Genomic DNA, 19,694 nt, shown 5'->3' on the forward strand with positions numbered 1-19,694 from the left:
AATTTGAAGAGGCTTTCCGAAAGCCGGTATCTGGAGAAATCTATGACGGGTGAAACCACCTACGATTCGTCGAGCATCAAGGTTCTGAAGGGCCTGGACGCGGTGCGCAAGCGACCAGGCATGTACATCGGGGATACCGATGACGGCACGGGCCTGCACCACATGGTCTTCGAATTGGTGGACAACTCCATTGACGAGGCTCTGGCCGGCCACTGCTCAGAAATTACTGTCATCATCCATCCAGATGAGTCGGTCTCCGTATCAGACAACGGCCGGGGTATTCCGACCGAGGTTCACGAAGAGGGGGTCTCCGCCGCGGAAGTGATCATGACCGTACTCCACGCGGGCGGTAAGTTCGACGACAATACCTACAAGGTTTCCGGGGGGCTTCACGGCGTCGGGGTCTCGGTGGTTAACGCACTGTCGGAGCATTTGAAACTCACGATCCGCCGCGGCGGCAAGGTGTGGGAGCAGGTCTACCAGCACGGTGTACCCCAGGCGCCGCTAGCCGTCGTCGGCGAGACCAGCGCCAGCGGGACCGCCGTGCACTTCGTTCCATCTCGGGAAACCTTCACCAACATCGCCTTCCATTTCGACTACCTGGCCAAGCGCCTGAGAGAGCTTTCCTTCCTGAATTCCGGCGTTCGTATCGTTCTGAAAGACGAACGGAGCGGCAAGGAGGAGATTTACCAGTACGAGGGCGGGCTCAAAGCCTTTGTGGAGTTCCTGAACCACGCCAAAACCCCGATCAACAAGGTCATGCACATCAACCACGAGCGGGAAGACGGCATCGCTGTGGAGGTTGCCCTGCAGTGGAACGACAGCTTCCAGGAGAACATTTACAGCTACACCAATAACATCCCCCAGCGGGACGGGGGTACCCACCTGGCCGGCTTCCGGGCGGCACTGACCCGCAGCCTCAACAGCTATATCGAAAAAGAGGCGGTTACGAAGAAGGACAAGGTCAACACCACCGGCGATGACGCCCGTGAGGGCCTGACGGCGATCATCTCCGTGAAGGTACCGGACCCCAAGTTTTCCTCCCAGACTAAAGACAAGCTGGTGTCTTCCGAGGTGAAAACCGCTGTTGAGCAGGAGATGGGTAAGGCCTTCAACGATTATCTGCTGGAAAACCCCCAGGATGCCAAGGCCATCGTCGGCAAAATGATCGACGCTGCGAAGGCGCGCGAAGCCGCCCGCAAGGCGCGGGAAATGACGCGACGAAAGGGCGCACTGGACATTGCCGGGCTGCCCGGCAAACTTGCCGACTGCCAGGAAAAAGACCCGGCTCTCTCCGAAATCTACCTGGTGGAGGGTGATTCGGCGGGCGGATCGGCCAAGCAGGGGCGTGATCGAAGGACCCAAGCCATCCTCCCGCTCAAGGGCAAGATCCTGAACGTGGAAAAGGCCCGATTCGACAAGATGCTGTCCTCCGCGGAGGTCGGTACCCTGATCACCGCACTGGGCTGCGGCATCGGCGGTGAGGAGTTCGATCCGGACAAACTGCGTTATCACAGCATTATCATCATGACGGACGCGGACGTGGACGGCTCTCACATCCGTACCTTGCTGCTGACCTTCTTCTTCCGGCAAATGCGGGAACTGGTCGAACGGGGCCACGTATTCATTGCACAGCCGCCGCTATACAAGATCAGCAAGGGTAAGCAGGAGCAGTACCTGAAGGATGAGGAAGCCCTGACGCGATTCCTGACCCAGTCCGCCCTGGACGGCGCCAGCCTGCACGTGAGCCCTGATGCGCCCGGAATCAGCGGCGAGGCGCTGGAAGCGCTGGTCAGCCAGTACCGCACAGTGATGGCCACCATCGAGCGACTCTCCCGGCTTTACCCCCGGGAAGTCATGGACCAGATGATCTATCTGCCCGGCCTGACCGAAGCGCAACTGGGCGATCGGTCCGAGATGGAGAGCTGGTGTCAGCAGTTACAGGCGCGCCTCGTTGCCAACAACCAGACAGGCAGCCACCGTTATGTGGTCAGTGCTGAAGAAGACTCGGAACGGCATCTCTACCTGCCCAAGGTGGATATTGTCGCCCACGGGGTTCCCACCACCTACCGCATCACCAAGGATTTCTTCAGCTCGGGCGAATATCAGTCCTTCGTGAAACTGGGAGACGCACTGAACGGCTTGCTGGAAGAGGGAGCGTACATTAAACGTGGGGAGCGTCGGGCAACCATTTCCTCGTTCACCGAGGCCCTTGGCTGGCTCATGCATGAATCCCGGCGGGGCTACAGCGTCCAGCGCTACAAGGGCCTGGGAGAAATGAATCCCGACCAGCTTTGGGAGACCACCATGGACCCCAATACCCGTCGTATGCTGCGTGTTACCGTTGAAGATGCCATTGCTGCGGACCAGATTTTTACGACATTGATGGGCGACCACGTGGAGCCGCGCCGCGACTTCATCGAAACCAACGCGCTCGCGGTCGCCAATCTGGACGTTTAACAGAAGGGTAGCTGTGATCTCTGCTCGCGGGGCGACCAGACGGTCGCGTGCCCTCCGGCGTCCGGGCCAGGGCCGGCGACAAAAGGTCCGAGTCGACTTGCCGCGCCCGGAGCATCTCGCGCCGGAGGGCTACTTCAAGGGTTCTGCGAGAAGGGAAGATGGACCTGACCGAATAGTCAAAACAGCCTGTCAGGAACCCTGTCTTCTCCCTGGTGCCATCTCCGCCATCTGACCTTCAATCCATTCCTTCACTTCGGCAATCACAGCACGGCTGTCGCGCCCGCCGGTGGCAATCGGTTCGCCAATCACCACGGTAATCGTTCCCGGGTATTTCAGAAAGGTCTTGGCCGGCCAGCACTCCCCGGCGTTGTGGGCTACGGGAATCACCGAGACCCCGGCGGTTGCGGCGACATCAACACCGCTGCGCGCGTAATGGCCGACCTTTCCCGGAGCGGTCCGGGTGCCTTCGGGAAAGACGAGGAGGTTGAACCCATCCCGAATGCGTTTGGCCCCCTCCCGTTTGACCTGCCGCAAGGCCTGCATCGGAGAGCTGCGATCAATGGCAATGGGTTTCAGGGTTGCCAGCCCCCAGCCGAAAAAGGGCAGGAACAGGAGAGAGCGTTTGAGAATCGTGCACAAAGGCTGAAAATAATACTGGAGGAAAACAGTTTCCCAGATGGTCTGGTGCTTGGACAGGATCACGTGCGGCCCGTTGATTCTGCCGCGGTTGTGGTCGATCAGATTCAATCGAATTCCGCAGGTTATCCGCAGCCACCAGATCACGAAGCGATTCCATACCAGCACCACATGGAATCGCGATTTCACGGGCAGGAGCCAGAGCACCAGACTCAATGTCCCGAACAGGATGCCGGTGAAACCATAGCCAAGATAAAAAAGGACCGAGCGCAGTAAAAGCATCAGGGTGAATAGTGCTCCAGTATGTAGTCGGCCGCAGCGGAAAGATCATCAAGGATCTTCACACGCTGGCGAAGGGATTCAGGCATGTTGCGAAGTGTTTTGCTACCCTTTCCGGTTCGGACCAGAATAGGATCGCAGCCCTTGCTCAGTGCCGCTTCCAGGTCGCGCTGGCTGTCGCCAACCAGCGGCGCGCCGCGTGCTGACATTCCCAACTCCGCCTCGATCGCGGTAATCAATCCGGACCTTGGCTTGCGACAATCACAGTCGTCATCGGGCAGATGTGGACAGTAGAAAATCCCCCCCAGTTCGCCCCCTAGCCCGTGCAGCAGCATCGTCAGCTTTTCGTGCATTGCTTCCAGGTCTTCCAGCTCGAAAAGGCCGCGCCCGAGTCCGCTCTGGTTGGTTGCGACCGCCACGGTAAAGCCCGCCTGTGACAGTTTGGCGATGGCCTCGAGACTGCCCGGAATCGGCTGAAACTCGGCCGCCGATTTTACATAGTGGTCAGAGTCGTAATTGATCACACCGTCGCGATCGATGATTACCAGGGACATGAAGCGTTCCGAAGAAAAAGGTAAGCCAGAAAGCCGGCACACGGCGGCAGTGGATTGGCGAGCCGGGTCGTTCAGCTTGGCGGGCCGGTGATGCGCATTATGCAGCGGCCCGCCACGGCAACAGCAACGGGTCAGGCATTGCTGAGCTGTGAGATATCCGCCACCTGCAGAAACAGGTCGCGCAGTTGTTGCAGCAGGGCCAGACGATTGCCGCGCAGCGCCTCGTCCTCGGTCATTACCATGACCGAATCGAAGAACGCATCGACACCTTCCCTGAGGCTCGCGAGTGATTCCAGCCCTTCGGTGTACTTCTGCCCCGCGAAAAGCGGCAATGTCTCTTCCTGCTTCTGTGCGAGGGACTGGGCCAGCTTCTGTTCCGCATTTTCTTTCAGCAGGCCTGTGTCCAGCTTGGAGGCGGCCGCGCCCCCCTGTTTGGCGAGAATATTGGACACCCGCTTGTTGGCGGCTGCCAGTGCCTGGGCTTCCGGCAGTTGGCTGAAGCGGTGCACTGCTTTCACCCGTGAATCGAAGTCGAGCGGCACGGTAATATTCCGCGCGCTTACGGCCTGAAAAACCTGCACCGGAATACCCGCTTCCTCATACCAGGCCCGGAAGCGTTCAATCATGTAGCCGAGGACTTCGTTCACCACATTGTCGTTGGCGGGCAGCCCGTCGAAATTATCGCGAGCGCTCTCCAGCAATTCCGCAAGGTCCAGCGGCAATTGCTTTTCCACCAGAATACGCAGAACCGCCAGACTGGCGCGCCGCAAAGCAAAGGGGTCCTTCGATCCGGTGGGTGGCTGACCGATGCCAAAAATCCCCACCAGCGTGTCCAGTCGATCCGCCAGAGCAAGCGCGCAGCCGGTCAGGCTCGCCGGTAGATCATCCCCGGCAAAACGGGGCAGGTACTGTTCGCGAATGGCCTGGGCGACCTGTTCCGGCTCACCGTCGTGGCGAGCGTAATAGCTTCCGGCAATTCCTTGCAGATTATCAAACTCCAGAACCATCTCTGAAGCGAGATCCGCCTTCGCAAGCCACGCGGCCCGCTCCGCCTGATCGGCATCGCAGCCGATGCGCTCCGCAATAAAGCCCGCGACTTTTTTCACTCGCCGGGTTTTGTCCAGCAAACTGCCAAGCTTTTCCTGGAAGACGATGTTGCCCAGGGGCTCGACGCGATCTTCCAGGCGGGTCTTCTTGTCCGTCTCGAAAAAGAAGGCGGCATCACTGAGGCGCGGACGAATCACCCGTTCGTTGCCTTCGACCACCTGGGCGCTGTCCCGGCTTTCGATGTTGGAAATAAACACGAAATTGGGGAGCAGGGCGCCTTCATCATTCACCACGTGAAAATACTTCTGATGCTCTTTCATGGATGAAACCAGTGCTTCTGCCGGCACGTCCAGAAAGGCTTTGTCGAATGAACCGGTCAGCGCAACCGGAAGTTCCACCAGCCCGGTGACCTCGTCGAGCAACTCCGGGTCAACCACCACCTCTGCATCGAGCTTACCGGCCTCGGCCGCGACCTGCTCCTGGATCATTTGCCGGCGCCGATCAAAGGCGGGGATCACGCGGCCTTTATCTTCCAGAATCGATTCGTAGGCGAGCGGGTCCGGGACCTCGATCCAGCCCTTGCTGTGAAAGCGGTGACCCATGGTCTGGCGTCCGGCCTTCAGCCCGAACAGCTCCGCGTCCACCACACGTTCACCCAACAGCATCAGCAGCCAGTGAACGGGCCGAACAAACTCCGCGCGACTTGCACCCCAGCGCATCCGCTTGGGAATGGGCAGCGCAGCCAGAGCTCGCTCCACAATCTCCGCGACACAGGCACTGGCCTGCTCTCCCTTGCGGGTTTCCCGAAAGGCGAGGCGGGGCCCCTTGGGGGATTCGGCCTCGGTCAGTTGCTCCGGCTTGACGCCGTTCTTGCTCGCGAAACCGACTGCCGCCTTGCTCCAGTTGCCGCCCTTGTCTTTGGCAGCAGCCACGGGCGGGCCGAGCAGCTCAATGGTTCTGTCGGGCGCCTGTTCGGCCAGCTGCCGTACCCGCACCGCCAGTCGGCGGGGGGTGGCGAAGACCCCAGCCTGGGCATAAGCGAACTCACGTTTTCTGAGCTCCGCTTCAATGCCATCTCCGAAAGCCTGGGCCAGGCCTTTCAGCGCAGTGGGCGGGAGTTCTTCCGTGCCGACTTCAACAAGAAAATCCAGCGGCATTACTTATCCTCCCCATTGGCGGCCAACACTTCATCACGCAGGGCCGGCGGTGCCAGCGGAAAGCCGAGCCCCATACGCGCATCGAAGTAGGCCCGGGCTACAGCCCGGGCCAGAGTGCGTACCCGCAGAATGAAGCGCTGGCGCTCGGTGACGGAAATGGCGTGGCGGGCATCCAATAAATTGAAGGCATGGGAGGCCTGCATCACCATCTCATAAGCGGGCAGGGGGAGGCCTTTTTCCACGAGCCGCTTGCTCTCCGCCTCGCACACGTCAAAGGTTTCAAACAGAAATTCCACTTTCGCTTCGTTGAAATTGAAGGCGGACATCTCAACTTCGTTCTGGTGGAAAACGTCGCCATAGGTGACCGGCGTACCGTCCGGGCCGCGCGTCCACACCAGGTCGAAGATCGAATTTACGCCCTGGATGTACATGGCCAGGCGTTCGAGTCCGTAGGTGATTTCGCCGCTGACCGGATAGCATTCGAGACCGCCCACTTGCTGAAAATAGGTAAACTGCGTCACTTCCATGCCATTGAGCCAGACCTCCCAGCCGAGCCCCCAGGCGCCGAGTGTGGGAGATTCCCAGTTGTCCTCCACGAAGCGGATGTCGTGAGTGAGTGGGTCAAAGCCAAGCATGCGCAGGGAGTCCAGATAGAGCTCCTGAATGTTGTCCGGCGAAGGCTTGAGGATGACTTGAAACTGGTAATAATGCTGGAGCCGGTTGGGGTTCTCGCCATAGCGTCCATCGGTGGGGCGGCGGCAGGGTTGAACGTAAGCCGTGTTCCAGGTCTCCGGGCCGATGGCACGCAGAAATGTGGACGGGTGAAAAGTGCCCGCGCCCACAGGCATATCCAGGGGCTGGAGAATGACGCAGCCCTGGGCTGCCCAGTAGTCCTGCAGGGCTCCGATCAAGCCCTGAAACGTAGAAAGATCGTTCGCTTTGCTGTCCGACACTCGACTCGCCCCTGTGTGCGATTGGAACAAATAACTGGAAAAAGCCCGCAATTATACCGGTCCGACCGGTCGTTTGATATGCTCCGCGCTTCGCTGTGGCTTCCCTCCAGCAAAAATTTGGGTAAGCTGCGCCGCTCTGTGCCCACCTTGTGAATCTGATCGCGAACTCCACATGCCAGTCAGCCGCCCCCGCAAGCGCCAACTCAAGCGAACCACCCGCCGCCTGCGGCCCGCGATCGGGAGCCTCGCCATTCGTAGCGTGGGGCGTCTGTCGATCCCGGCCGCGCGCCGCCTGGGCCGCCTGATCGGCCGCATCACCTATAAAGTGGGAGGCCGCAGTGTGGATGTAAGCCGGCAAAACCTGCAACGCTGCTTTCCCGAACTGACCCCCGACCAACGGGAGGCTCTGGTGCGGGAAAGCCTGATCCATACAGCGATGACGGCAACGGAAGCTCCGGTTATCTGGGCGCAACCTTTCAGCCGGCTCGAGCGGTACCTGGTCAGCGTCGAGGGCTTCGAGCTGATCGAGGAACAGCAGGCCAGTGGTCGCGGGCTACTGCTGCTGGCGCCCCACCTGGGCAACTGGGAGTTCATGGGTCCTGTGATCCCGCGTCGGCTTGCGGCGGTCAGCTTCATGTATCAGCCCACGGGTATGGAAGCGGTGGACAAGCTCATGATCGAGGGCCGCAGCAAGGACGGAATCAAACTGGCACCGGCCAATCGCCAGGGTGTCAGCCGGGTGCTGAAAGCTCTGCAGGCCGGGGAGGTGGTGTCCATTCTCCCGGACCAGGTGCCCGATGCAGGCGGCGGCGAGCTGGCCCCGTTCTTCGGGCACAACGCTTTGACCATGACCCTTGTTTACAAGCTTGTGCAGCGAACTAAATGTGATGTGCTGATGATCTATGCCAAACGGGTCCCCGAGGGCTTTCGGCTGGTGGTTCGGGAGGCACAACCGGGTTTGAAGGCCGACGACATGGCCGAAAGCCTGGACGCGCTCAACCGCAGTGTGGAAACCTGCGTGCGCGAGGCGCCCGAGCAATATCAGTGGGAGTACAAGCGCTTCAAAGGCGCCGATTGAGCCGGCGGCCCGGCAATTTCAACTCTGCACTATCAGCGCCGCCAGAACATGGGCGTGAACAACACCAGAAGCGTAAACACTTCCAGGCGACCCAACAGCATGGCGAACATCAGAATCCATTTTGCCGTGTCGTTGATGCTGCTGTAGTTCTCTGCCACGTCTCCCATTCCCGGCCCGAGATTGTTGATGCACGATCCCACCGCGGAAATTGCGGTCAGGAAGTCCAGGCCGGTAGCCATCAGTAACAGGAAGATGGTCACGAACGCAAAAACGTAGACTGCAAAAAAACCCCACACTGCGTCGACCACTCGATCGGGAACGGTCTTCTTGCCCACCTTGATCGGGATCACTGCGTTCGGATGGATGAGCCGGTGAATCTCGCGCAAACCCTGTTTGGAAACGAGCAGTACCCGTATTACTTTCATCCCGCCGGCGGTCGACATGGAACAACCGCCCATGAACGCCCCCATGAAAATCATGAACGGAAGGAAGGTTGGCCACTGACTGAAATCCGCAGTGGAGTAGCCAGTGGTGGTCACAATGGCTACGAGCTGAAAGGCGCCATGGGTGAGGCTTTCACCCGGGCTGTATGTGCCGGTGTGGATCAGATAACTGACGGTTATGGCAACCCCCAGCAAGATGCAGATCGCATAGAACCGAAACTCCGGATCGAGCAGGTATTGCTTGATGCTGCGTGAATGCCAGGCAAAAAAGTGCAGGGCGAAGTTGATGCCCGCGACGAACATGAAAAGAATGGCAAGCCACACAATCGCGGGATTGTCGAAGTAGGCCATGCTGGTGTCGTGGGTGGAGAACCCGCCAATCGCAACCGTGGAAAAAGCGTGTGCAACCGCGTCGAAAAAAGTCATTCCCGCGAACCAGTAGGCCAGCACGCATACGATGGTAAGACCCGTGTAGACCAGCATCAAAGCTTTCGCCGTTTCCGTGATCCGGGGTGTCAGCTTGGTGTCCTTCACTGGACCGGGAATCTCCGCGCGGTATAGCTGCATGCCCCCGATACCCAGCATGGGCAAGATGGCAATGGCCACAACAATGATCCCGATTCCCCCCAGCCATTGCAGCAACTGCCGGTACAACAGAATGGATTTGGGCAGGTAATCAAGACCGGTAATCACCGTGGCTCCGGTGGTGGTCAGCCCCGAAATGGCTTCAAAGACCGCATCCGTCACGCTCAGCTTGGGGAACTCGGAGAACAGAAAGGGCAGCGACCCAAACAGGCCGAGAACCGTCCAGAACAGTGCGGTTACCACAAACCCGTCGCGGGTGCGCAGCTCTTCGTGCTTACCGCGGGCAAGTGTCCACAACAACACACCGGCCGAGAGAGTAATCACAAAAGAAATCAGAAAGGCGAGATGGCTCCCGTCCTGAAACACAAGTGAAAGAATGGCGGGCGGGATCAGCACCAGGCTGTAACCCATCAGAAGAATACCCAGGACGCGGGAGATAACGGCAGCGTGCATAATCAGAAAAAGCTGAAGCCAACCTGGAACAGCTGCTCGATGTCCCGGGTGAATTTTTTGTCCACCAGGAAAAGAATCACATGGTCTCCTGTTTCAACCACAATGTCGTCATGAGCAATCATTACCTTGCGTTTGCCATTGCGCTCACGAACGATCGCTCCGATGTTGGCTCCCGGAGGAAGCTGTATGTCCTCGATCGCTTTGCCTACTACCTTGGAGGTTCTTGAATCGCCGTGGGCGATGATTTCAATGGCCTCGGCAGCGCCTCGCCGCAGAGAATGCACATTGACCATATCGCCACGACGTACATGGGTCAGCAGGCTGCCAATGGTGGTCAGTTGCGGTGAAATGGCGATGTCGATTTCGCCCCCCTGCACCAGGTCCACGTAGGCCGCATTGTTGATCAGGGTCATCACCTTGCGGGCGCCCAGACGCTTTGCCAGCATGGAGGACATGATATTGGCCTCGTCGTCGTTGGTGAGCGCGAGAAAAACATCCGTATCCTCGATGTTTTCTTCCAGCAGCAGATCCTGGTCCGAGGCGCTGCCCTTGAGCACGATGGTGCGCTGCAGGTGCTCTGACAGTTGTACGCAACGTTCCGCATCCCGCTCGATCAGCCGCACCGAATAGCGCGACTCCAACTGCCGAGTGAGCCGAAGGCCGATGTTGCCGCCCCCGGCGATGGTGATGCGCTTGTATGGAGACTCCAGCCTGCGCAGCTCGCTCATGACCGCCCGGATGTCGGCCTTGGCGGCAATGAAGAAAACCTCATCGTCCGCTTCAATGACAGTCGATCCCGTGGGCGTTATGGGGTGGTCGCGCCGGAAAATGGCGGCGACCCGCGTGTCCACCGCGGGCATATGCTGGCGAAGAAAGCGCAGCTCCTGGCCCACCAGCGGGCCGCCGTAATAGGCCTTTACCGCCACCAGTTGCACCAGCCCGTTGGCAAAGTCCAGCACCTGCAATGCGCCGGGTTGCTCGATCAGGCGGAAGATGTAATCGGAGACCAGTTGCTCGGGGCTGATCAGGACATCGATGGGAATGGCGGTGTTGCTGAACAGCTCCGGCTTGTCCAGATAGGCCTGGGCGCGAATGCGGGCAATCTTGGTGGGAGTCCGGAACAGGCTGTAGGCTACCTGGCAGGCGATCATGTTGGTTTCGTCATCATTGGTGACGGCGATCAGCATGTCGGCATCGCGAACACCTGCGTCGATGAGCACTTCCGGGTGGGAGCCGGAACCGACCACCACGCCGATGTCGATACGATCGCGCAAACTCTGCAGCTTGGTTTCGCTGGCGTCCACCACCGTGATGTCGTTGTCTTCGATGGCGAGGTTCTGGGCGAGGGTTCCACCCACCTGCCCGGCACCCAAAATGATGATCTTCATGGAAGAGAATCCAACCACTGCGACTTTGGCGCGATTCTACCCACCTCATCCGTAAAATGCGCGCACTAACGACTGGGACCTTCCTGATTCGGGCTGTATTCAGCCGCTTTTTACCAGCTTCGCGTAAAAGAATCCGTCATGGCCGCCGGGCTGCGGGAACAACTGCCGGCCATAGGGCTGGGCGACGCCCCAATCCGAGTCGATCTCCACCTGCACCGCATCCGGGGTGGCGGCGACAAAAGCACCCACGAGTTCGCTGTTTTCCCGCGGGAGAATGGAACAGGTGGCATACACAAGGAGGCCCCCGGGCGCGAGCATCTCCCACAGGTTGTTCAGAATGGCGCGCTGAGTCGCCTGAAGCCGGGCTACCTCCTCCCGGGTCCGGAGCAGTTTGATATCCGGGTGGCGACGGATGACACCCGTCGCGGAGCAGGGTGCATCCACCAGAATACGGTCGAACGCGGTGCCGTCCCACCAATCCCGCCGCGAGGCGTCGCCCACGCGGAGGTCGGCTTCGAGCTTGAGACGGTCGAGGTTCTCCCGGGTGCGAGCAAGCCTGGGTTCGCTCACGTCCAGGCCAAGGACATGACCCTTGCTCAAGCGCTCGGCCATATGGGCGGTTTTGCCTCCCGGAGCACAGCACGCGTCCAGAATCCGGTCCGCGCCGTCCAGGTCAAGCAGTTCCGCGCTCAGTTGGGCAGCCTCGTCCTGAACACTCACGGCGCCTTCGGAAAAAAAGGGGAGACTTTCAACGCTCGACGCTTTCGTCAGGGTGATTCCATCCTCGCTGAAGGGGGTGGGAGCGGCTTCCAAACCGCGCTCCCGCAGCAGGGCCAGATATTTGTCGCGCTGGAATTGGCAACGATTGATGCGCAAGGTAAAGGGTGGGTGGCTGTTGTTGGCGGTGAAGATGGCCTGAGCCTGATCAGGCCATGCGGATTCAATGTCTTGAATCAGCCAGCCCGGGTGGGCAAGCCGGAACTGCGGACGACCCTGAAGTTTCTCATTGAGGTGGTCCGCCTCTCGCTGGTAGCGCCGGAGCACACCGTTGATCAGGCCCTTGGCCCAGCGTTTTTTAAGGCGCTGGGCTGCAGCGACCGTGCTGCTGATGGCCGCGTGATCCGGGATTCGCATATAGGCAAGCTGATAAAGGCCCAGCAGCAGCAGGGCCTGAACATCCATATCCTTGTTGCGCAGAGGCTTGTCCAACAGTGCCTCAACCAGACAGTGCAACCGTGGTTGCCAGCGGCAGGTGCCGAAACACAGTTCCTGCAGCAGAGCCCGGTCCCGCTCCTGAACCTTGCCGATGGCTTGCGGCAGCAGGGTGGACAAAGAGCCCTTGCCCTTGAGTAGCTGTGCAATCACCTCGGCGGCAGTACTGCGGGTGATCATCGCCCGAACCGCTCATCGGGGGCGAGCAGATCCCGATTGCCCAGCAACACATCTTTCGCGCTCATGGAGCGTTTGCCCGGAAGCTGCAAGTGCTCGATGCAGAACGCTCCGTCCCCGCATTGAACCTCGATCCCGCAAGCGTCTGCCCTCAGGATGGTACCGGGCTCGACGCCTTCGACTTTTTCGGCGGCGGCTGCCCGGTCCACGGGGTGCCCGCCGTAGATCTTGACCCGCTGCCCGCCAAGCTGGGTGTGGGCCGCGGGAAAGGGATTGAATGCCCGCACCTTGCGGTCAATCAGCGCAGCGTCGTCCCGCCAGTCAACAGCTGCTTCCGTCTTGTCAATTTTCTTGGCGTAGGTGGCCAGACTGTCGTCCTGAGCCGTGGGTACCAGGGTTCCGTCGGGAAGGGCTCGCAGCACACTCAGCAAAGGATCCCTGCCCAAGGCGGCCAACTTCTGGAACAGACTGCCCGCCGTGTCATTCTCCTCAATAGGGCAACGGGCCACGGCGAGCATTGCCCCCGTGTCCAGTCCCGCGTCCATTTGCATGATTGTTATGCCGGTTTCCCGGTCGCCCGCTTCAATGGCCCGCTGGATAGGCGCTGCGCCCCGCCAGCGGGGCAGAAGCGAGGCGTGCACATTCAGACAACCGTAGCGGGGAAGGTCCAGCACCGCTTGCGGAAGAATGAGGCCGTAGGCCACCACCACCATCACGTCGGGGCTGAGCTCCCCCAGCTCGCGCTGGGCCGCGGCGTCGCGCAACGTGGCCGGCTGATAGACGGGAACACCATGATCCAGAGCGAGGGCCTTGACCGGGCTCGGGCTCAACTTCTTGCCACGGCCAGCGGGGCGGTCTGGTTGGGTATAGACCGCCACCACCTCGTGTTCGGTATCCAGCAGGGCGGCAAGGTATTCGGCGGCAAAATCGGGCGTCCCCGCAAAGACAACGCGCACGCGTGTGCTCCTTTCGGTTGGTGTATTGGTTGGTGAGATTGCAGGGAGGTCAGCCCGTTGCCCGACGGGCCGGCGACCGGCCCGATGGAGGACTGAAACTCAGGCGCGGACCCGCTGTTCCTTCTCCAGCTTGCTGCGGATGCGTTGACGCTTCAGCGGGGAGAGGTAATCGACAAAGAGCTTGCCCTTGAGGTGATCCACCTCGTGCTGAATGCACACGGCGAGCAGGTCGGTGGGTTGCAGTTCAAAAGCCTCGCCTTTCTCGTTCAGCGCCTTCACCTGGATATGGGTGGGGCGCGCGACGGCTTCTGAATAGCCGGGCACGGACAGGCAGCCCTCTTCGTAGTCGGCGACTTCCTGGTCCAGAACAGTGATTTCCGGATTAATGAATACCAGTGGCTGGGAGCGGTCTTCGCTGATATCCATGACCACCACTTGCTCGTGGACATTGACCTGAGTCGCAGCCAGGCCGATCCCCGGCGCCGCGTACATGGTATCGAACATGTCCGCCACCAGCTTGCGAATACGATCGTCCACCTGTTCCACCGGCTTCGCCTGAGTGCGCAGGCGGGGGTCCGGAAACTCGAGAATCTCTAACTGTGCCATTGACCTAAATAAAACCCTTTGTGATAAAGCTCTAGTAAAAAGGCAATATCCGCTGCTAACATGATGATCGCCCTGCATTTATGCCACGTATGCACTATTCTTCCCCCGACGAAAAGGCGGCGAAAGCAACACCTGTGACAACAACAACGGGGCCATATTCGACTTGCCACAGTAGTATAACGCCAAAGCAGGCGGCGAGCCGACTCGAACAGGACCGGTTTTTATGAAAAAAATCTTCATCACGATTATGGCCCTGTCCATGATCGCCGCCTCCGCATGGGGCCAGGAGGCAATTCTTCGCGACGACCACCCGACCCGGTACACGGTCGTGAAAGGGGATACTCTCTGGGACATCTCGGGCCGGTTTCTGGAAAACCCCTGGATGTGGCCTGAGATCTGGCATGTGAACCCCCAGATTTCCAACCCGCATCTGATCTACCCCGGGGACGTGATCAGCCTCGTGTACGTGGACGGACAGCCGCGCCTGATAGTGGAACGTGGGGACGAATCCCGCACCTACAAGGTCCAGCCGGGAACAGTGAAGCTGAGTCCCTCGGTGCGCGTTACTCCTCTGGCGGACGCCATTCCGTCCATTCCCCTGGACGCCATTGATACCTTTCTGTCTGACAGTCGCATCGTGACCAACGAAGAGCTGGACGCTGCGCCCTACGTTATCGCGGGAGGCCGGGACCGGCTGATTGTAGGAGCCGGGGACTTCCTCTACGCACGGGGAGATTTCGAGGAAGGGGTTCCCAACTACGGCGTCTACCGGCGTGGGGACGTCTACATCGACCCCTTCACCGACGAGGTGCTCGGGATTCAGGCTCAGGACATCGGTACCGTTCGGGTCCGCGCCGTCGACGGTGATATTGGAACCACAGCGGTAACCCGCACCACCCAGGAAATCCGCGTCAAGGATCGGCTGCTTCCCCATGAGGAGCGCCCCATCGACTCCAGCTTCATGCCATCGCCGCCGGAAGGGGATGTGGAAGGGGTTATCCTCGCGGTCGAGGAGGGCGTCTCCCAGGTGGGCAAGATGGACGTGGTCATTCTCAACCGGGGCGTTCGAGAGGGGCTTCAGCCCGGCAACGTTCTGGCGGTTTACAAGAAGGGGGCCCTGACCCGGGACCCCATCACCAACGAACTGGTGAAACTGCCGGAGGAGCGCGCGGGCCTGCTGATGGTATTCCGCAGCTTCGAGAAGCTGAGTTTCGGCCTGGTTCTGGAAGCCGAGTTGCCTCTGGCGACCATGGACATCGTTCGCAACCCCTGACCGTTTTAACCGGGGCGCGGACCGGGATGTTTCCGCGCCCTGAAACCTTTACCGGGTACACAACACATGGACAGTGGATCTGCGTTGCAGGAGCAGCGCGCCAATCTCATCCTCAGCCGTCTCGCGGAACTGGGCCCGGCCCGCTACTGGAAGCTGCGCGCCCGCTTTGGCAGCGCGCACGCGGCACTTCACGCGCCGCCAGCGCACCTTTCCGCTATTCTGGACGAACCCACCTGCAGGATTCTGACCGGCTACCAGGACCGGCCCGATACCCATCCCGCAGCGCGGCAAGCTGAGCGGGATCTGGAATGGTTGGCGGAAAACCGGGTGCACCTTATTTCCGCCGACCACGCCGCCTACCCCGAGCTCCTCAAGACCATTCCTCAGCGGCCCCCGCTTCTCTACGTACGTGGCTCGCTCGCCAACCTCGCGCTTCCCCAACTCGCACTGGTGGGCAGTCGCAACCCCAGCCCCGGCGGATTGACCAACGCCTTTGACTTCGCCCGAGGCCTCGCCCGCGCGGGGTTTGCCATCACCAGCGGGCTGGCGCTTGGTGTGGACGGTGCGGCGCACAAAGGGGCGCTGGCGGCGAGCGCAGCAACGATCGCCGTTCTTGGCACCGGCATCGATACCGTCTACCCCCGTCGGCATCGCGGTCTCTGGAACGATATCCTGGAGAATGGGGGCAGCATAGTCAGCGAATTCCCGCTTGGCACCGGGCCGAACGCCGATCACTTCCCCCGCCGCAATCGCATCATCAGCGGCATGAGCCTGGGCGTCCTGGTGGTGGAAGCGGCAGTCAGGAGCGGTTCGCTGATCACCGCTCGTTATGCAATGCAGCAGGGGCGGGAGGTTTTTGCCATTCCCGGCTCCATCCACAACCCGATGAGTCGCGGCTGCCACGCTCTGCTGCGTGAGGGAGCCACCCTGGTCGAACAGATCGACGACCTGAAAGAACCGTTGCAGGGAATGCTCGCCTTCAAATGGGCCGAGGCCCAGCCGGACTTGCTGGGAATAATGGCCCAACCGGTCAGCGCCGAGGAACAACATATCCTGCAGGCACTGAGTTATGAGGATTGTGCGCTGGACGACCTGGTGCAGCGCACCGGGATGGAGCCGGGACGACTGTTATCGCTGCTTACAGAGTTGGAACTGAAAGGCTGCCTGGCCCAGACGCCGGGCGGCTATGCGCGCTGTCCTTCTGTCGCCACCAGCTCTTGAGACAGTCGCAAAACTGGGGTAACTTTGCGCGCTTTTCTCAGAAACCACCCACCCTGGCAACCACCAGGCAGGCGTTCCCACTGTGAAGCCGTTTGTAGCGGTACTCACGGAATCGGCCTGCGACCTGAATGTTACGGAGGGCTCTCATCGCACGCCCGAAACAACCCACGCCGACGATGGACTGGGCTAAGAACCCGCGCATCCGGCGCCTGGCCCAGCGCCTCCGCGAGGGTCAGGTGATCGCCTATCCGACCGAGGCCGTCTGGGGCCTGGGGTGCGATCCGGACAACGCAGAGGCGGTCTTCAAGATCCTGGAACTCAAGGGTCGAGCTGTGAACAAGGGCCTGATTCTGGTTGCCGCGTCCGTCGAACAATTCGCCCCGTACCTGACAAAAGTAAGCGCTGACCAACTGCGCCAGCTCCAGAAATCCTGGCCCGGACCGGTGACCTGGTTGATCCCCGACAACGGCCGGGCCCCTTGTTGGATCCGCGGAGAGCACGCCAGTGTGGCATTGAGGGTAAGTGCTCACCCCCTGGTGGCCGGACTGTGTCGCGCGTTCGGAGGGCCCATCGTCTCCACATCCGCCAATCCGGCGGGGCGGCGCGAGGCGCGGGACGGGGCGACCGTGCGCCGCTACTTTGGAGCCCGACTGGACGCGGTGGCTCCCGGTCGCGTGGGAAGGGCGGGCAAGCCTTCGCAAATCCGCGACCTCATGACTGGCGCGATCCTTCGCGACTGACATCGGCCCAAAGGCCTCTTCATCCGCCGCCCTGGTGTGAAACGGGGCCCGCGATCGTTGCCCGCACCCGACCCCGACCGGGATAGAATGCCGACTTATTCCCCGTTGGTGCATCAGCGCCTTCTATATATAGAGCTCAGTTCACTCAGGAGTATCCATCATGAGTCGCGTCGACAAACAGGCGGTAAAAGACTACCTGCTCGGGCTTCAGGACCGCATATGCCAGCGCCTGGCAAAGGAGGACGGAGCCCAGGATTTCGTGGAGGACACCTGGAGCAGGGAAGGAGGGGGCGGCGGGCGTTCGCGGGTACTTGCGGATGGTTCGGTGATTGAAAAGGGCGGCGTGAACTTCTCCCATGTTTACGGCGCGGAAATGCCGGCTTCCGCAACTGCCCACCGTCCAGAGCTGGCGGGCCGCAGTTTCGAGGCCATGGGGGTGTCGCTGGTGATTCATCCACACAACCCTTATGTGCCTACGAGTCACGCCAATGTCCGCTTCTTCATTGCCGAGCGGGAAGGGCAGGAGCCGGTATGGTGGTTCGGGGGCGGATACGACCTGACTCCATACTATGCCAACGAAGACGATTGCCGTGCCTGGCACGAGACTGCCCGCGATGCGCTTGAGCCCTTCGGAACCGAGTACTACCCCCGCTTCAAAAAGTGGTGCGACGACTACTTCTATCTCAAACATCGTGGCGAGGCGCGCGGGATTGGCGGCCTGTTTTTTGACGACTTCAACGAATTGAGTTTCGAGCGCAGCTTCGCGCTGATGCGCGCTGTGGGCGACAGTTACATCGAAGCCTACGAGCCGATCGTTCAGCGGCGCAAGAACCTGGCCTATGGAGAGCGGGAAAAGACCTTCCAGCTCCACCGGCGCGGACGCTATGTAGAATTCAATCTGGTGTACGACCGGGGTACCCTTTTCGGTCTGCAAAGCGGTGGCCGCACCGAGTCCATCCTGATGTCCCTGCCTCCCACCGTGAAGTGGAGCTACGACTGGCACCCGGAGCCTGGGAGCCCGGAAGCCGAGCTCACAGAGAAATTCCTGCCCCACCAGGACTGGGTGAGCAACTGATGGGGGACCACATGCCGAAAGAGCCGGACAAGGATCTCATGCTGGAGCCCCATCTTTATGCGGTATTCGGCAGCCCCATCGCCCATTCCCGGTCCCCTGACATCCATCGAATGTTCGCACGGCAAACGGGCGAGGATCTGATCTACACCAAGCAGGAGGTGCAACCAGCCGGGTTTGAGCAGGCGTGTCGCGAGTTTTTCGAACTCGGGGGTAGCGGCCTGAACATCACCCTGCCGCTGAAAGAGAACGCGTTCCAGTTTGCCGATCGCTTAACAACGCGCGCCCGGCTCGCCGGAGCTGTCAATACACTCAAGCTTGAGCAGGACCGGACCATCCTCGGTGACAACACCGACGGATGCGGGCTGGTGCGGGATCTGACGGTCAACCAGGAGTGGCCACTTAAAGACAAACGTATCCTCATCCTGGGAGCCGGTGGTGCGGTGCGTGGAGTGTTGGGGCCGCTTCTTGACCAGGGTCCGAAAGAAATCCTTGTTGCCAATCGCACAGCGGAAAAGGCTCGCCAGTTGGCTCATCTGTTCGAAGCTCACGGTCCGGTGCGGTCCTGCGGTCTCGATGCAATACCGCGAGAAGGTTTCGACCTCATCATCAACGGTACCTCCATGAGCCTCGGGGGCGAGGCGCCCCCTCTCACTGCGGCTCAGCTCGGGCCGGAAACCGCCTGCTATGACATGGCCTACGGGGCGGAACCTACAGCATTCTTGCGGTGGGCCGGAGAGCACGGAGTGACGCGACTTGCGGACGGTCTCGGCATGTTGGTGGAACAGGCCGCAGAGTCCTTCAACCTATGGCGGGGGGTCATGCCCGACACCAAACCGGTCATCGAAGCACTGCGCAACTAATCAGGCGAGATAATCGTTTTTCAGCCGCACATAATGCCGGGCTGAATAGGGCAGGCGTTGCAGCTCCGGTTCGCTCAGCCGACGAACCTGCTTGCAGGGACTGCCCAGGTAGAGGTAGCCCCTTTCCAGAACTTTTCCGGGCGGTACCAGGGTCCCGGCTCCGATCATGACGTCATCCTCGATCACCGCGCCGTCCAGCACAATCGCGCCCATACCCACGAGCACGCGATTGCCGACGGTGCAACCATGGAGCACAACTTTGTGTCCAACCGTGACATCGTCACCGATGATCAGTGGCCAGCCTTCCGGCAATGACTCACTTTTGTGGGTAACATGGCCGATACTGCCATCCTGTATGCTGGTGCGTTCGCCGATGCGGATGTGATTAACGTCGCCGCGCAAAACAGCGGCAGGCCAGACGGAAGAGTCCTGCCCAAGCTCTACATCACCAATCACCGCGGCGAGCGGATCAACATAAACGCGCTCCCCAAGCTGTGGGTGAAAATCGCGAAAAGGGCGAATATTCTGCATGAAAATTTCC

General features: G+C 60.4%; 17 protein-coding genes. 7 read left to right on the forward strand and 10 right to left on the reverse strand.

All coding sequences use genetic code 11. From position 1 onward, the window contains the following. The first annotated feature begins 42 nt into the window (after positions 1–42). Positions 43–2,460 (forward strand): DNA topoisomerase (ATP-hydrolyzing) subunit B, encoded by a 2,418-nt coding sequence (gene gyrB / locus ACURWW_RS02585; RefSeq protein WP_445615460.1) that lies wholly within the window; start codon positions 43–45, stop codon positions 2,458–2,460. Positions 2,461–2,649: 189 nt separating this feature from the next. Here gyrB and ACURWW_RS02590 read toward each other — a convergent pair whose 3' ends face one another. From ACURWW_RS02590 to glyQ, 4 genes are all read right to left on the reverse strand, one after another. Beyond that, complete coding sequence (locus ACURWW_RS02590) at positions 2,650–3,378, reverse strand: lysophospholipid acyltransferase family protein (protein WP_445615461.1); 729 nt, start codon at positions 3,376–3,378, stop codon at positions 2,650–2,652. Next, the gene (gene gmhB / locus ACURWW_RS02595; RefSeq protein WP_445615462.1) at positions 3,378–3,929 is read right to left on the reverse strand and encodes a D-glycero-beta-D-manno-heptose 1,7-bisphosphate 7-phosphatase; all 552 of its coding nucleotides are present in this window, start codon (positions 3,927–3,929) and stop codon (positions 3,378–3,380) included. Before gmhB ends, ACURWW_RS02590 begins: the two co-directional genes overlap by 1 nt. 131 nt (positions 3,930–4,060) lie before the next feature. Continuing rightward, a complete protein-coding gene (glyS, locus tag ACURWW_RS02600) occupies positions 4,061–6,133 on the reverse strand; it encodes a glycine--tRNA ligase subunit beta (RefSeq protein WP_445615463.1) in 2,073 nt (690 codons plus the stop codon). Next, complete coding sequence (gene glyQ, locus ACURWW_RS02605) at positions 6,133–7,086, reverse strand: glycine--tRNA ligase subunit alpha (protein ID WP_445615464.1); 954 nt, start codon at positions 7,084–7,086, stop codon at positions 6,133–6,135. The genes glyS and glyQ overlap by 1 nt, the downstream gene beginning before the upstream one ends. 172 nt (positions 7,087–7,258) lie before the next feature. Here glyQ and ACURWW_RS02610 point away from each other — a divergent pair, with 172 nt between their 5' ends. Then, positions 7,259–8,164 carry a lysophospholipid acyltransferase family protein gene (locus tag ACURWW_RS02610; protein WP_445615465.1) on the forward strand — a complete coding sequence of 302 codons (906 nt, stop codon included), beginning with the start codon at positions 7,259–7,261 and terminating at the stop codon, positions 8,162–8,164. A 32-nt stretch (positions 8,165–8,196) separates the two neighbouring features. On the opposite strand, the gene ACURWW_RS02615 is transcribed toward ACURWW_RS02610, so the two are convergent. The 5 genes from ACURWW_RS02615 to def all read right to left on the reverse strand — a co-directional run bounded on the left by ACURWW_RS02615 (position 8,197) and on the right by def (position 13,984). Further along, on the reverse strand, positions 8,197–9,645 hold the full coding sequence (locus ACURWW_RS02615; protein WP_445615466.1) for a TrkH family potassium uptake protein: 1,449 nt from the start codon (positions 9,643–9,645) through the stop codon (positions 8,197–8,199). Positions 9,646–9,647: 2 nt separating this feature from the next. Continuing rightward, positions 9,648–11,033 carry a Trk system potassium transporter TrkA gene (trkA, locus tag ACURWW_RS02620; RefSeq protein ID WP_445615467.1) on the reverse strand — a complete coding sequence of 462 codons (1,386 nt, stop codon included), beginning with the start codon at positions 11,031–11,033 and terminating at the stop codon, positions 9,648–9,650. Between the two features lie 99 nt (positions 11,034–11,132). Next, positions 11,133–12,425 carry a 16S rRNA (cytosine(967)-C(5))-methyltransferase RsmB gene (rsmB, locus tag ACURWW_RS02625; RefSeq protein ID WP_445615468.1) on the reverse strand — a complete coding sequence of 431 codons (1,293 nt, stop codon included), beginning with the start codon at positions 12,423–12,425 and terminating at the stop codon, positions 11,133–11,135. After that, positions 12,422–13,378, reverse strand: coding sequence for a methionyl-tRNA formyltransferase (gene fmt / locus ACURWW_RS02630; RefSeq protein ID WP_445615469.1), 957 nt, complete (start codon positions 13,376–13,378; stop codon positions 12,422–12,424). The genes rsmB and fmt overlap by 4 nt, the downstream gene beginning before the upstream one ends. A gap of 99 nt (positions 13,379–13,477) precedes the next feature. Continuing rightward, positions 13,478–13,984 (reverse strand): peptide deformylase, encoded by a 507-nt coding sequence (gene def, locus ACURWW_RS02635; RefSeq protein WP_445615470.1) that lies wholly within the window; start codon positions 13,982–13,984, stop codon positions 13,478–13,480. A 223-nt stretch (positions 13,985–14,207) separates the two neighbouring features. On the opposite strand from def, the gene ACURWW_RS02640 reads away from it, so the two are divergent. The 5 genes from ACURWW_RS02640 to aroE all read left to right on the forward strand — a co-directional run bounded on the left by ACURWW_RS02640 (position 14,208) and on the right by aroE (position 19,153). Beyond that, positions 14,208–15,257: a LysM peptidoglycan-binding domain-containing protein gene (locus tag ACURWW_RS02640; RefSeq protein WP_445615471.1), complete on the forward strand. Its 1,050-nt coding sequence runs from the start codon at positions 14,208–14,210 to the stop codon at positions 15,255–15,257. A gap of 66 nt (positions 15,258–15,323) precedes the next feature. Then, positions 15,324–16,478 carry a DNA-processing protein DprA gene (gene dprA / locus ACURWW_RS02645; protein WP_445615472.1) on the forward strand — a complete coding sequence of 385 codons (1,155 nt, stop codon included), beginning with the start codon at positions 15,324–15,326 and terminating at the stop codon, positions 16,476–16,478. A 176-nt stretch (positions 16,479–16,654) separates the two neighbouring features. Then, positions 16,655–17,218, forward strand: coding sequence for an L-threonylcarbamoyladenylate synthase (locus ACURWW_RS02650; protein ID WP_445615473.1), 564 nt, complete (start codon positions 16,655–16,657; stop codon positions 17,216–17,218). 160 nt (positions 17,219–17,378) lie between these two features. After that, a complete protein-coding gene (hemF, locus tag ACURWW_RS02655; protein ID WP_445615474.1) occupies positions 17,379–18,293 on the forward strand; it encodes an oxygen-dependent coproporphyrinogen oxidase in 915 nt (304 codons plus the stop codon). A gap of 11 nt (positions 18,294–18,304) precedes the next feature. Then, positions 18,305–19,153 carry a shikimate dehydrogenase gene (gene aroE, locus ACURWW_RS02660; RefSeq protein ID WP_445615475.1) on the forward strand — a complete coding sequence of 283 codons (849 nt, stop codon included), beginning with the start codon at positions 18,305–18,307 and terminating at the stop codon, positions 19,151–19,153. Here aroE and ACURWW_RS02665 read toward each other — a convergent pair whose 3' ends face one another. Further along, complete coding sequence (locus tag ACURWW_RS02665; protein WP_445615476.1) at positions 19,154–19,684, reverse strand: gamma carbonic anhydrase family protein; 531 nt, start codon at positions 19,682–19,684, stop codon at positions 19,154–19,156. Between the last annotated feature and the right edge of the window lie 10 nt (positions 19,685–19,694).

The organism is Gilvimarinus sp. F26214L, assembly GCF_054401055.1.